This is a genomic window from Pontibacter sp. SGAir0037 (assembly GCF_005491705.1).
GTDB lineage: Bacteria > Bacteroidota > Bacteroidia > Cytophagales > Hymenobacteraceae > Pontibacter.
The window spans coordinates 3,104,913-3,119,483 of record NZ_CP028092.1 but is presented as its reverse complement, the minus strand read 5'-3'; the positions used below and the strand labels follow the sequence as shown (position 1 = coordinate 3,119,483).

Sequence of the window (14,571 nt, the reverse complement as noted above, 5' to 3'; positions counted from 1 at the left end):
TTATGCTGCAAACCTGCCACTGCCAGAGCTACTACGTTTTAGTAAACCACTTGCAAAAAGCATTCCAGTTCTTCTATATTGCCTTAAAGCCTGATTTATGCACATCAGCGGCAATGGTATGTTCAGAATCGTACACCAGGTGTCTGTTTTCAAACATGTTTGAAGAACTGTTGCTTTATAGGGCAGCGGCTTAATTAACGCCGCTGTCACCTTGCTTGGCATCGTCGTTACGGATGCTCTTCTTGCGCTTTGGTGGGCGCTGCTGGTCCAGTTTGCCAAAGGCATAGTTAAAGGTAACCCTGAAGCCACGGTTGTAATTTACATTTTCGATGTTCTGCACATACCCTCGTGTTATAATTTCGCCTTCAGCGTTTCTTGCCTCAGCTACTCGCACATTGGTTTTCATGCGCAGTGCTTCTCTGAACGGGTTATCTAGACCGATGGCGATACCGCCTTTTTTATCGAACAGCTCTTTCTTGAAGGCCAGGCTATGGTACGAGAAAGATGCGAATTCACCTAGCAACTGCACTCTGCGGGAGTTAAAGCCGCCGTTGAACTGTGCACTGATTCCTTTGCCGAAGTTATAGGAAGAGTTCGCATTGATGTTATACATCCAGCCGCTATTGCTGCCGATGCTGCTCTTCAGATCCATGTAAAAAATGTTGGAGCTGCCGCTGAGGGTCCAGTCATTGGTAGGCTTGGTTGAGCCGAATATGCTGGCACCGTAGGTCTTATTCTTCGCAATGTTATCAAAAGATAAGGTAGTTACATCTTTCAGGTTCCCATTCGCATCCTGCACGCGATCAATGTTTGCTATGGTTTCTATTGCATTATCTGTCTGGCGCATGTATAGCGAGGTGCTGATAGAAGTAGTTTTAAAATAGGTGCTGTAGCCTAACTCATATAAGTTGGTAAGCTCTGCATCCAGATTCGGATTACCCTGTACCCTGGTGTTAGAAGTTTGTTCCTGCAGGTAAGGGTTCAGGTAAAACAGCGACGGGCGTTGAATGCGTTGTGTGAAGTTTGCTTTAAAAGTATGAGCTCCTTTGAGCGTATAAGAAAGTGCCACGCTTGGGATAATATTGTCATAGTCTCTGGCATAGTTTCCCAATGCATTTTGCTTTGTGCCTTCGGTTTGCATTTCGCTGCTGATATCTGTAAACTCATAGCGGCCTCCCAGCTTTACATTCAGCTTTTTCTTAAGTGTAAAGCCATAGGTAAGGTAGCTGGCATATACATTCTGCTGATAATTAAATATAGTATGCAAGGCTATTGTCTCGGCAGGACTTGTACTAACGCTTCGGTTACGGGCATCACTTTCTGCATCTCTGAAAATAGATTTGGCACCCACCTCCAGTATAGTTTTATTCACAAAGGGATGTGTATAATCTACCTGGAACGTAAGTTCCTTGTTGGTGCTTTCGTTTGTGTTGCGCACAGTCTGAAAAGGAGCTTCTCCAAGAGCACCATAATCCTGGCTTACCTGGTTATCGGCCGGAGACACGGAGTACAGAGAGAGTATAGCTAATTCCTGTTGCGGCTTCTTAAAGTAGTGTGTGTAGTCCAGGTTATAGTCTGTGCCTAAACGTTGTGTTTTGTTCCTGATCTCGTTTTTGAAGTTGCTTTCTTTGAGAGTTCCGTCTTTCTCTATCAGCAGGTTTCTTACATCCTGCTGATTTTCCATACGAAAACTGCCGCCGTTAGACCGGATACCACCAGAAATGCTGTTCTGTGGGTTAATGTCATACTCAAAGCCAAGCTGGCCGTTCATAAAAGCCCCGTTAATGTGCGAGGCACCAGCCTGATAGTTATTGGAGCTGTCAGACACGATGCTGTTGGTCAGGCTGCCCCTGTTATAGAACATGTTACCGCCAAAAGTACCATTTATGCCAAGTTTACCCCGCTTTATGTTTAAGCTGGCATTGCCGTTGCTGGAGCGCGTACCGCCTGTCAGAGCCACAGAGCCCGTTACACCTTGCAAACCACCTTCGCGCTTGGTAATGATGTTGATAATACCGGCTGTGCCTTCGGCATCGTATTTGGCAGATGGGCTGGTAATCACTTCAACAGATTTGATCTGATCGGCCGGTATCTGTTTTAGCGCATCGGCGATACTGCCTGCCATAATAGCAGAGGGCTTGTTGTTGATGAGCACACGCACATTAGAGCTTCCGCGAAGCTGCACATTGCCATCGGTATCTACCGATAAAGAAGGTACCTTTTGCAGTACATCGGCAGCAGTGCCACCGGCATTAGTGATATCTTTCTCAGCATTGTAAACCGTCTTGTCGATCTGCTCTTCCACCAGTGGCTTTTCACCGGAAACAACCACCTCCGATAGTTTCTTTGCATCAGAGGCGAGTGAAATAGTGCCCAGGTTTACATTGTCGTTATCTGAGGCAACAGAAACACCCTCAATTACAGTAGGCTTATAGCTCAGGAAAGTAGCTTGTACTTTATAGCTGCCTGCTGCCACCTTGGTAATGGTAAAGCGGCCTTTCTCATCGGCCATAGTACCGTCTACGGGTTTGCCTGTAGCCACGCTAATTAGTGCAATGGTGGCATACTCAACCGGCTTATTGGTTTCGGCATCTAAAACTACGCCTGATATTTTTGCATTCCCTTTTGGTGCGACGGCTGTTGCAGCCGTTTGTGGCTGAGGCCGGTTCTGTGGTGTGGCCGGTGCTTGAGCAAACACGGCAGTTGTGCTTAAACCTAAGATCAGAAGCAGTATATTTTTCTTCATAGTGTTTTGTTCAGGTGCTGTTTTCATGTTTCAAAATGAGCTGTTCGATGTGAGCTCTGGCAGCAATCCTAAACAAAACTAGATGGCATTTCCGAAGCTAAAAAACAGAATATACCAATACTCCTCATTTCTATATAAACAGGCAATGGAACTCTATTAGCCGTTAGTCGTTAAATATGCTTGTTTAGTCGTAGGTTGAATTGAGAGGGGAGTAGTTGACTTAAATAAGAACTGGTTTTGCAAGTATCATGTTAATCAGCCAAGTCTGTTGTTAAATTTTAAACGATAGGTTGGGAGATCAATAATGTTTGCTATCTTTGTAGCAGAATACCGTCGTGTAATGGCGTGTTATTTATAAAGAAGAGGCGAGAGAACAGGCTCTGAGACCCTCTGGCAACCATCGGATAAGAAAGGTGCCAAGTCCTGCCCAAGTTTAATTTCAGGGGAATATAAATTAAAAAACCATGAACAAGACAAAAGGCTTCACTTCTGATTTCAGGGAACCGGCTTCCCAACCTTTTATAATTCCTGCATTTTACGGAGTTCAGCAAATGAGTTGTTGCTGTTGTTGTTACTGCTAGCAGCTGCACAGGTACAACTTTCTTTGTGTTTTAGTTGTATTTTCAGTAATAATAATTCCTAGTAATTCTATAGAATTTTAATAGCCCTGTTTGCCGGATGATTATTTATATTGATTCCTATTGGTACCGGGCCATACATCAGAATAAAAAGCCTTATTACCATAATTCACCCTCTGCTGCACGTCGCTGACATATAACTGACGTAAACAGAGTTAAAGCATACTGAATTGAACCGACTGAAGCGAAAGGAATGATGTGATCGTTCTGCTTCATTTTTAATAGATTGATTTTAATTAACTGAAATGCAAAGTTTTAGATCAGAAATAGAAAATCCGATAGTCGAAAAGGATATCATCGAACTGGAGAAAAAGATCAGGCTGTACCAGACCGGCCAGATGCAGGAGGACAAGTTTAAAAGTCTTCGCCTGGCCCGTGGCATTTACGGCCAGCGCCAGTTAGGTGTGCAGATGATTCGTATTAAACTGCCCTTTGGTAGATTAACATCAAAACAGCTGGTGCACATAGCTGGTATTTCAGACGAATACTCAACCGGAAACCTGCACCTGACAACACGCCAGGATATACAGATACACTATGTAAGCCTCGATAGAACACCGGAACTGTGGGCTAGGCTGGACAAGGAAGACATCACGATTCGGGAAGCTTGCGGAAACACCGTGCGTAATATAACGGCTTCTCCGGAGGCAGGTATCGATCCGAACGAACCATTTGATGTATCGCCTTATGCCGATGCTGCTTTCCGGTATTTCCTGCGCAACCCTATATGCCAGGAGATGGGCCGGAAGTTTAAAATGACCTTCTCTTCCAGCGAAAAAGATACAGCCATGACCTACATTCACGACCTGGGCTTTATTCCAAAGCTGCAGGAAGTGGACGGCCAGACAGTGCGTGGCTTTAAAGTTGTGATAGGCGGTGGGCTGGGAGCACAGCCAATGCTGGCGCAGCCGCTCTATGAATTTCTGCCGGAAGACCAGGTAATTCCGCTCATCGAAAGTGTGCTGCGCGTGTTCGACCGCTATGGCGAGCGAAACAACCGCAATAAGGCACGGTTTAAATACCTGCTTAGTAAGCTGGGCTTAGAGGAAGTGGTGCGCCTGATAAAAGAAGAGCAGAAAGCCCTGAAAGTACATGCGTTTGAAGTAGATAAAACGGCAGACTTTACGCCTGCACTGCCGGCTCCGAAAGAAATACCTAACTTTGTAATTGAGAACACAGAGAATTACCAGACCTGGTTAAAGACAAACGTGTTCCGCCAGAAGCAGCAGGATTACTTTGGCATCTATATTAAAGTGCCAACCGGTGATGTAAGTTCTGATACTGCCAGAGTGCTGGCTGCCCTGGTGCACGATTTTGCCGGTGATGAAATACGGGTAACGCAGAACCAGGGTCTGATGCTGAAGTATGTGAAGGAAGAGGCACTGCCGTATTTCTATTCTCAGCTGGATGCTTTAGGCCTGGCCTTGCTTGGGTTCGACAGTGTAGCAGATGTTACTACCTGCCCTGGCACCGATACCTGTAATTTAGGTATCTCTAACAGTACCAACTTTGCCAAAGTATTGGAAAACCTTATTTATACCGAATATCCTGAACTGATCTTCAATACAGATATCAAGATCAAGATCAGTGGCTGTATGAACTCCTGCGGTCAGCATGGGCTGGCTAACATCGGTTTCCATGGCTCCTCCTTAAAAAGCGGCCAGAATGTGTTACCGGCTTTACAGGTGTTGTTAGGTGGCGGCACAGTAGGCAACGGTGAGGGAAGAGCAGCCGATAAGGTAATTAAAGTGCCCAGTAAGAGGGCTACAGATGCCCTGCGTTATGTAATCAACGATTACAGGGAAAACAAGCAGGAGAACGAGAAGTTTAACGAGTATTACGACAGGCAGGGTAAAAACTATTTTTACCAGCTGTTAAAACCGCTTGCCGACCTTACAACCTTAATGGCAGAAGATTTTATCGACTGGGGTCACCAGGAAGAATTTGCGACTGCGATCGGGGTAGGAGAATGTGCCGGTGTAATGATAGACCTCGTAGCAACGCTGCTTTATGAGTCTGACGAGAAACTGGAGTGGGCCAATGAGGCTTTTGAAGATAATCGTTTTGCTGATGCTATATACTATGGCTATGCCTCTTACATCAGTACAGCCAAAGCGCTGCTGCTGGATAAAAATGTAAAAGGCAACACGCATGCTGGCATCATGGATGATTTTGATACAAACTTTGTGGCTACCGGCGAATTCCGGTTTGAGCCTGATTTCAGAAGCACAGTGCTGCAAATCAACCAGCATGAGCCAGGGGAGGAGTTTGCTAAAGCTTACCTGAGCAATGCGCAGCTGTTCTTACAGCAGGCAACCAGCTACCGCCAGCAGAAAAAAGCAGAGCGTGTAGGCGGTGCTATTCTGAAGTAAGTTTAAAATTGTTGGATAAACAGAAAGAGGAGTAAATAGTTACTCCTCTTTCTGTTTTAGCAGCTTAGTTGTATAAATTAAGGCGCTAAACAGTTTCATGAAGTTGTCTTCTATTTTACCTTTCACTATGGCTTACGAGCAAAAGAAAAATGCACCCTTCGCGTTAACCAAACCGTCAAACGACGAAAACCCGCTTTTCCCGGTGTTCCTGAAGTTAGAGCAGCTGCGTACCCTGATTGTGGGTGGCGGAGCAGTAGGACTGGAAAAGCTAACGGCTATACTCCGGAACAGCCCGAAGGCTGCCATAGAGTTAGTAGCACCGGTTGTTAATGAGGAGATTCTTGCGTTTACAGAGCGCCATCCCAACCTGCTTATCCGGCAACGTGAATTCCAGGCTTCTGATTTGGAAGGAAAAGACATTGTGCTGGTAGCAACCGACGATCCGGCTTTAAACAAAGAGGTGCGGGATCAGGCAAAAGCCAGGAAGATTCTTACCAATGTAGCCGACACTCCCGTGATCTGTGATTTCTACCTGGGTTCTATTGTGCAGAAAGGAAGCCTGAAGCTTGCTATTTCAACCAACGGTAAATCGCCTACGGTTGCCAAGCGTGTGAAAGAAGTATTAAACGATACTTTTCCGGATGAAACAGAGCAGTTGCTGGCAAACCTTACCCGGATCAGGGCCAGGTTAACCGGCGATTTTGCCGAGAAGGTAAAGCAGCTCGATAAGATTACCAACAGGCTGGTTGAGAAAGAGGAAAGCAAGAAGAATTCAACGCTTAGATCTGCGCTGGCGATAGGAGGCCTTTCACTGGTCGCCGTTGCTGTTAATCACTTTATCAAAAAAAGATGATGCAGTATGTTCTGCCCAACTGGCCCTTGCTGGTCGAAAGGTGTTTAAACGAGATAATTTAGGAGTGATAACTATAAATTGCCAGGTGTGTATTAATTTAGTTTTTCTTAGGTAGCTCTTGTTCCTAATACAGCTGCTTCAGAAACGAACAAGAAAATTTATCATTTTTACAATGTCGAATAACGAAACCAATTCTATCCGATTACAGGCAAAGCGTTCTCATAACAGGGAGCATTCGGTGCCGCTCTATTTAACCTCCAGCTTTTTATTTGAGGATGCAGAGCAGGCGAGGGCGGTTTTTGCTGATGAAGAGGAAGGAAATATATATTCCCGCTACTCCAATCCGAATGTGGATGAGTTGCTGACAAAAGTATGTGCCTTGGAGAAAGCAGAGGATGGATTTGCCTTTTCCTCGGGTATGGCAGCCATATTTTCCAGTATGGCGGCACTGTTAAAGGCTGGCGATCATGTTTTATCGGCCCGTGCAGTTTTCGGCTCTACTCACCAATTGCTTACCAAAGTCTTTTCGAAGTGGGGAATAACGTTTTCTTATGCTGATACGGCGGCTCCGGAGCAATGGGAGAGCCTGATCACACCCGCTACGAAAATGATCATCATGGAGACTCCTTCTAACCCCGGCCTGGAGCTGATAGACCTGGAGTGGATTGGGGAGCTGAAGAGAAAACATAACCTGATCCTGGCTGTGGATAACTGTTTTGCCACACCCATTCTGCAAACACCTGCCGACTATGGTACAGATTTGATCATTCATTCTGCAACAAAGTACATGGACGGACAGGGGAGAGTACTGGGAGGTATTGTGGTAGGTAAAAAGGAGTTAATTGATGAAATTCGCTTTTTTGCACGCCATACAGGTCCTGCTATGTCTCCGTTTAATGCCTGGGTTATTTCCAAAAGCCTGGAAACATTAAGTTTGCGCGTGGAGAAGCACTGCGAAAACGCTTTAAAACTGGCACAAACACTAGAAGGACACAAAGCGCTGGACTTTGTTCGTTATCCATTCCTGCCTTCTTTCCCACAGTATGAGCTGGCGAAAAAGCAGATGAAGCAGGGAGGAGGCATTGTGACTTTTGCGGTTAAAGGAGGCTTTGAGGCTGCGAAGCAATTTGTGAATAACCTGCAGATGATCAGTATAACTTCTAATCTTGGCGATACCCGTACCATTGTTACACATCCGGCTTCTACCACACATTCTAAATTAACCGAAGAAGAACGAGCCGCTACAGGTATTACACCCGGCCTGATCCGTGTTTCGGTGGGACTGGAAAATGTAAATGATATTATCGGTGATATTGTGCAGGCGCTGGATGTTATAGTTTAAAAATTGGAAGATTTGGAAATTTGAAGATGAGGTGCTATTAAATGCAGTCAGTGATAATATGCTTATTTATAATTTTAATTACGATGAATAAGAACATTCTTAACGCAAGTTGCAATTATCAATCTCCAAATTCTCAAATCTTCAAATTTCCAAATCTCCAGATCGGTAATCAGCCAACAATTTCAAAAGTATAGTCTATAGTGGCCGTTTTGTAAAGTATAGTTGCTACAGAGCAATATTTTTCCAGCGATAGGTCGATTGCTCTTTTTACTTTATCCGCATCCAAGGGACCACCTAAAATGTAGTGCACCTGAATGCTTTTAAAGATAGAAGCATCGCCTACTTTTTCGCGTTCTGCATTTACTTTAATATCGAAAGAGGTAATTTGCTGTCGCTGCTTTTTAAGGATCAGGATAATGTCGATAGCGCTGCATCCTCCCAAACCCATCAGTAATAATTCCATTGGCCTTGCACCTGCATTATGACCACCTATGTCCGGAGAACCATCAATATTAATTGCAACTCCCGATGCACCTGTTGCCTGGAAGTGGAAATCCTGGTCTACGCGTGTTAATTCTACTTGCATATAATAAATAAGTATATCTGTACCTGAAAACCTAAAGGTATAAAAGTAAAATCCCACTAACAACCTGTTTGGCTGTTAGTGGGATTTTACGCTTTATATAGTAAATAAACCTGTTTCCTGCCTTAATTTAAACCGAGCAAAGGGAAACATTCAAACAGCTTCTGAATTAATGGGTGTGGAGACCGCACTCTTTTTTAGAGTTGTCTTCCCACCACCAACGGCCTGCCCTGAAGTCTTCTCCAATGCGGATAGCACGTGTACAAGGAGCACAGCCAATGCTGATAAAGCCTTTATCATGCAAAGAGTTATAAGGAATTCTGTACTCTTTGATAGCCGCTCTGACTTCTTCAAATGTCCAGGCCAGCAGCGGGTTAAACTTAATCACTTTAAAGTTATCGTCCCACTCCAGTAACTGCAGCCCCTGGCGGGCGTCCGACTGATCGGCACGGATACCAGTAACCCAGATCTGAACTCCCTGCAGGGCTCGCTTAAGCGGCTCCACCTTGCGGTGGTAGCAGCATTCTTTGCGGTCTTCGACAGAGTTATAGAAGCTAAGCGGGCCTTTTTCGTTTACCAGGTTCTGAATTGCTTCATGCTTAGGGAAGTATACTTCCATTTTTCTGCCATAATGCTCGTTGGTGCGATTAAGCAGACTGTAAGTTTCGTTAAATAGCCTTCCGGTGTCCAGCGTAAAAACACGGATTGGCAGGTTGTTTTCGTAAATGAAGTGTGTGATTAACTGATCTTCTAAACCTAAGCTGGAGGAGAAAGCAATACTTCCTTCGAATTGAGTTGCCAGAAAACGTAATCCTTCTTCAGCTGTTTTACCTTCTAATAAAGATAATAAGGCTGGGATCTGAGCTTCTAACGATGATAATGACTGACTCATGTATAGCAATGTTTTTAAGTTCTTTTTTTGATGAAAGCCTTAAGATTAATCAGGGTTGTGCAGGCAGATAAGTGCTTCGCTTATAAATTGCACAGAAATGCCAGAAAAAATTAAAAGATTAATCAGGATGTATTGCCCGAAAAGGCTGGTTCAGGCACAAATCTACAAAGGAATCAGATTTGTTAGCTAACAGCAACAACAGCAACAGCAGACATGCGCTGTTTTAGTAGTAAGCGTTGGATAGGATGAAAATAATACAGCCTGGCACGACTCGGTGCTGCTAAGGGCTGAAGAAGAAATGTTGAATAAATTTTTCATGTTCTTAAAATTTATATGCTCCCGTTTAATCGGGATAGGAATTGGCACCTGCCATACAAGGTGGTTGCCAGAGGGTCATAGAGCCTATTCTCTTACCTCTTCTTTATAAATTCTAACAGGAGGTTTGTTTGTCCTGCTATGTTTGTATTACAAATATATGCCTTTTTTTGTTTCAAAAAACAGACCTGCCAGAAAAAAAATATATTATCTCTATAAGTAAGCTAGGGATTTACAATTGACAATGGCTCTAAATTGCTTTAAAGCCGTTTAGCAGATTATGAAGGCGACATTTTAGTTATGTACTTTACCAGCGAACGTTTTGCAATTGGAAGTAAAGAATGTTCGATAGGGCAGGGCATCTTGGCTATCACTACAAAAGTGGCAGGATTAGGAAATTGCTGGTGCTCTTTTACCAGCTGCCCTTTCAGGTTTTCGTGTGTTTGTGCTAAACCTCTCCGCACACTTTTTAAATACTGCGTGTTGATGCCACGGTACTTTTCATAAGTGTTCTGAAATACAGAAATCCGGTAGGCGTATACCTGTGTTTCTTTAGCCGGGAAAGTATCCAGAAAGAGGTAGCCTTCATCGTAATAGATAGGCGTAATACCTACAGGGCTGATCTCCAGGTGGCTTTCTATGAATTCGTACAGTTCTCTTCCTTCGCCTACTGCATGCGAGAAAAGAGGGGAAGCAAATTGTATAATTTCTTCAATCTGCTGCATAGTTTCATCATCTTCCACTATTTTTTCGTACACAAGCTCCAGTTTCTCGAAATCGGCCCGGCTGATGCGTTTAGGAAACTGCTCATATACCAGCTTCTTATGCTCTTTTACATGCAACAGGTTCCGGTAATGCATAATCAGGTCAGAAAAGGCAGGGTATAAATGAAGCTTTTCGAATTCAGCTTTGGCAGCCTGCAGGTAAGCCAGGAGCATATACTTTTTATATTCGAAATCGATTAGCCCTTCGGTTAACCAGTTGATGGGTAGGGTGTTCATAGCCTTCAACTTTAAAATGTAAGTGAAAACATAATTGCCATTTGCAAGACAATGAATATACGATTTTACGCAGCCTGTTGCAAGAGTTATAAAACCTGTTTAGAAAAAATTGGAGAAGATAAAGGAATGAACACCTATACAATAATAGCGGCTTGGTTTCCGATAAATTTATGACTACTTGACAATGTTGGATCTACCTTTGTTTCGGTCAGGAACTTTGCTTGCTTTTAAATAAGAATTTGTTTGTAACGGGTAAGTAATTAGTTACTTCATACATCAATGTCATGGTTTAATTTAATATATTGCCTCTTTAAAGTTATTGGGGAAGTTATGGCTTTAGTCCGGCTTCTCTACTTTATACTACATCTGAACAAACCCTTATACTTCATCTGGAATGAACTCTAAAGTCTTGCCTTTTAAGGCACTCTTTCTCTTCGTAATTATTGGTTTTAGTATACTCAGTGCCTGTAGCAGCAAGCGCTCCGGTGATCCCAGAATCTTGGTATTCAGCAAAACCAGCGGCTATCACCATGCTTCAATTGCTGCCGGCAATGTAGCGCTCATGAAGCTGGGAGCGGAAAACGGTTTTGTAGTGGACACCACTTCCAACGCGACATTCATACATGAAGACTCTCTGGCAAAGTATGCTGCTGTTGTTTTCCTGAATACTACCGGTGATGTGCTGGACCAGTACCAGGAGGCTGATTTTGAACGCTACATTCAGGCGGGAGGTGGTTTTGTTGGTATACATGCCGCCACCGATACTGAGTACGACTGGGAATGGTATGGTAAAATGGTTGGCGGGTATTTCGAGAGCCACCCACAGGTACAGGAGGCAACTATACAGGTGGTGGATAACAGCCACGCCTCTACCAAACATTTACAGGCGCAGTGGAAGAAGACGGATGAGTGGTATAATTTCAAGAACCTGAATACAGACGTGAAGGTACTGCTGAAGTTGGATGAGCGTAGCTACGAAGGCGGGAAGAACGGCGATAATCACCCGATTGCCTGGTACCACGAGTATGATGGTGGGCGTGCCTTTTATACAGGACTTGGCCATACGGAAGAATCTTACCAGGACGAAACTTTCCTGAAGCACTTGCTGGGCGGGATTCAGTATGCCATAGATGATAACAAAGAACTAAACTACAGCAAGGCAAGTTCGGAGCGTGTGCCGGCGGAAGAGCGCTTTGTGAAAACGGTACTGGCGCAAGGTGTGTTTGCGGAACCTACCGAAATGACTATCCTGCCTAACCTGGATGTGCTGGTGGCGCAAAGAAGAGGAGAATTGATGCTGTACAGCCAGGAGACGAAAACTGTAACGCAGGTGGGATACCTGAATGTGTACCACAAAGCCACCGTGCAAGGGGTAAATGCAGAGGAGGGCCTTATGGGTATAGTGGCCGATCCTGATTTTAAAAATAACAACTACGTTTACCTGTACTATAGCCCGATCGATACTTCTGTAAACCGTTTGTCGCGCTTTGTTTTCCGTAATAACCGCCTGGATATGCAATCGGAGAAAGTGGTGCTGCAGTTTTACTCCCAACGTAACATCTGCTGCCATACAGGAGGCTCTCTGGCCTTTGGTAAAGACAGAATGCTATACCTTTCCACTGGCGATAACTCTACTCCTTTTAATGAAAAGGGCCAGCGCTACGTGACCAACGGCTTTGCTCCGCTCGACGATCGTCCGGGCCATGAGCAGTACGATGCCCGCCGCACCGCAGGTAATACCAACGATCTGCGCGGCAAAATCTTAAGAATAAAAATGAAGGAGGACGGAACCTACGAGATACCTGATGGGAACCTGTTTCCGAAGAACGAACAGAAAGCGAAGCCCGAGATTTATGTAATGGGTAACCGTAACCCATACCGTATTTCAGTAGACCAGAAAAACGGCTATCTATACTGGGGAGAGGTAGGACCGGATGCTGCTAACGATAGCCTTGGCGTTCGTGGTCCGAGAGGGTACGATGAATTTAACCAGGCCCGTAAGGCAGGTTTTTTTGGATGGCCACTCTTTGTCGGAAATAACTATTCGTACCACCGCTACGATTATGCTGCCGGTAAGGCAGGCGCGACTTTCGATCCGGCTAAGCCTGTGAACGACTCCCGCAACAATACAGGTCTGCGAGAGCTGCCTCCCGCACAACCGGCCTTTATCTGGTATCCTTATGCCGAATCACCGGACTTTCCGCAGGTAGGTTCCGGTGGCCGTACTGCCATGGCAGGGCCGGTATACTATACCGATATGTTTCCGAAAGCAACGGCCTATCCGGAGTACTATAACGGTAAAGTTTTCTTCTATGAGTGGATGCGTAACTGGATTAAAGTACTGACACTGAAACCAAATGGCGATCTGCAAAAGATGGAGTCATTTATGGCCAACACTACATTCAACTCTCAGATGGATATGGAAGTAGGTCCGGATGGTAAAATCTATATTGTGGAGTACGGCAAAGGCTGGTTTATGGCTAACCCGGAAGCTGCCCTGGTGCGCATAGATTATATTGCCGGAAACCTGCCACCGAAGATTATATCTTTTGAGGTGGATAGAACCAGTGGGGTAAATCCATTACAGATCACGGCCAAAGTGAAAGCTGTTGACCCGGAAAAAGATAAGATAGTTTACAGATGGCGTGTGGGCAACTTCCAGAAGGAGACGCGCGAGCCATACCTGCAGCATGCTATCAGAGAGCCGGGAGCTCATGTGGTAAGCGTAGAGGTGGTAGACAGTAACGGAGCTTCCCGCAAAAGTGAGGAGATAACCGTGAACTCCGGTAATGCCCAACCAGTGGTTTCTATAGAATTGAAAGGTAACCGTACTTTCTACTTCCCGGGACAGCAGGTACAATACCAGGTAAAGGTGGTAGACGAGGGAGATAAAGTAGATATGAATAACTTATATGTATCTACGGACTACATCAAAGGAACTGATCTGGCCGGCGCTTCTATGGGGCACCAGGTCGTGTCGGAGGAGATTATGGGTAGAAACCTGATGGCTGCCTCGGACTGTAAGTCCTGCCATAAAGTAGATGAAAAATCTATAGGTCCGTCATTTACGGAGGTGTCGCTTAAGTATAAAACCGATCGTGAGGCTCCCAACTACCTGACAGAGAAAATCATCAAAGGTGGCAGCGGTGTCTGGGGAGCAAACGCTATGCCGGCTCACCCTACAATGGATCCGTCGGAGGCTCGCCAGATTGTGCGCTGGGTAATGTCGCTTGCAGAAGCAGGCACCAGGAAGCCTTCTTTACCGGCAGCAGGCGAGGTGGCCGCGGAAGCTAACAGAGAGCCCGGGCAGGCATCAGTACTGAAGCTGGAAGCTACCTATACCGATAATGGCGGTCCGAGAGCGCCACTGCCACTGACAGGAGCCAATGCCATATACCTGCGCAACAGCAGCATGGATGTGAGTGAGTTTAGCACTATAAATTCATTTGCCCGCAAAGATTCGCTGGGTAGCCAGTACCTTGTTTTCCCTGGCGGAGATGGCTGGCTGAAAGTGAACCAGGTAGATTTAACAGGTATCGGGAGTATAGAATTAACAGGCTTCAGCAATGGACAGGCTGGCCGCTATCAGGTAGAGGTGCGTACTGGCCGTGTAGACGGTACGAAGATAGGTGACGGGCAAATAAGCTTCGGCGCTGAGAAAGGCAAAGTTACCGGTACTGTATCGTTGCAGAGAGGCACCGGCGCCGAGTTTCAGGATGTGTTCATCATCTTTAAACCAGTAAACGGTGGTGCTGCCAACAGAAAACCAATGCTGAAAACGGTAAGGTTTGTGAAGCAGTAGGAGGCTGGTTAAGTATAAACGACAGCT

General features: G+C 45.2%; 8 protein-coding genes and 2 riboswitches. Of the genes, 4 read left to right on the top strand and 4 right to left on the bottom strand.

The features are described 5' to 3' along the window. Nucleotides 1-190 precede the first annotated feature (190 nt). A complete protein-coding gene (locus tag C1N53_RS12695; RefSeq protein WP_137759668.1) occupies nt 191-2,746 on the bottom strand; it encodes a TonB-dependent receptor domain-containing protein in 2,556 nt (851 codons plus the stop codon). Between the two features lie 349 nt (nt 2,747-3,095). Continuing rightward, nucleotides 3,096-3,202: riboswitch (SAM riboswitch) on the top strand. A 427-nt stretch (nt 3,203-3,629) separates the two neighbouring features. Between C1N53_RS12695 and C1N53_RS12690 the strand changes: the two genes are divergently transcribed. The 3 genes from C1N53_RS12690 to C1N53_RS12680 all read left to right on the top strand — a co-directional run bounded on the left by C1N53_RS12690 (nt 3,630) and on the right by C1N53_RS12680 (nt 7,951). Further along, nucleotides 3,630-5,756 carry a nitrite reductase gene (locus C1N53_RS12690; RefSeq protein ID WP_137759667.1) on the top strand — a complete coding sequence of 709 codons (2,127 nt, stop codon included), beginning with the start codon at nt 3,630-3,632 and terminating at the stop codon, nt 5,754-5,756. A 127-nt stretch (nt 5,757-5,883) separates the two neighbouring features. After that, nucleotides 5,884-6,609, top strand: coding sequence for a bifunctional precorrin-2 dehydrogenase/sirohydrochlorin ferrochelatase (locus tag C1N53_RS12685; RefSeq protein ID WP_137759666.1), 726 nt, complete (start codon nt 5,884-5,886; stop codon nt 6,607-6,609). Nucleotides 6,610-6,781: 172 nt separating this feature from the next. Further along, nucleotides 6,782-7,951 (top strand): PLP-dependent aspartate aminotransferase family protein, encoded by a 1,170-nt coding sequence (locus C1N53_RS12680; protein ID WP_137759665.1) that lies wholly within the window; start codon nt 6,782-6,784, stop codon nt 7,949-7,951. Between the two features lie 169 nt (nt 7,952-8,120). On the opposite strand, the gene C1N53_RS12675 is transcribed toward C1N53_RS12680, so the two are convergent. From C1N53_RS12675 to C1N53_RS12665, 3 genes are all read right to left on the bottom strand, one after another. After that, on the bottom strand, nt 8,121-8,537 hold the full coding sequence (locus tag C1N53_RS12675; RefSeq protein WP_137759664.1) for an OsmC family protein: 417 nt from the start codon (nt 8,535-8,537) through the stop codon (nt 8,121-8,123). Between the two features lie 166 nt (nt 8,538-8,703). Beyond that, complete coding sequence (locus C1N53_RS12670) at nt 8,704-9,426, bottom strand: phosphoadenylyl-sulfate reductase (RefSeq protein ID WP_137759663.1); 723 nt, start codon at nt 9,424-9,426, stop codon at nt 8,704-8,706. Nucleotides 9,427-9,752: 326 nt separating this feature from the next. Beyond that, a riboswitch (SAM riboswitch) is annotated at nt 9,753-9,856 on the bottom strand. Between the two features lie 163 nt (nt 9,857-10,019). Then, nucleotides 10,020-10,742, bottom strand: a complete 723-nt coding sequence (locus tag C1N53_RS12665) for a hypothetical protein (protein ID WP_137759662.1) — start codon at nt 10,740-10,742, stop codon at nt 10,020-10,022. 394 nt (nt 10,743-11,136) lie between these two features. Between C1N53_RS12665 and C1N53_RS12660 the strand changes: the two genes are divergently transcribed. Further along, on the top strand, nt 11,137-14,544 hold the full coding sequence (locus tag C1N53_RS12660; protein WP_137759661.1) for a ThuA domain-containing protein: 3,408 nt from the start codon (nt 11,137-11,139) through the stop codon (nt 14,542-14,544). Nucleotides 14,545-14,571 lie beyond the last annotated feature (27 nt).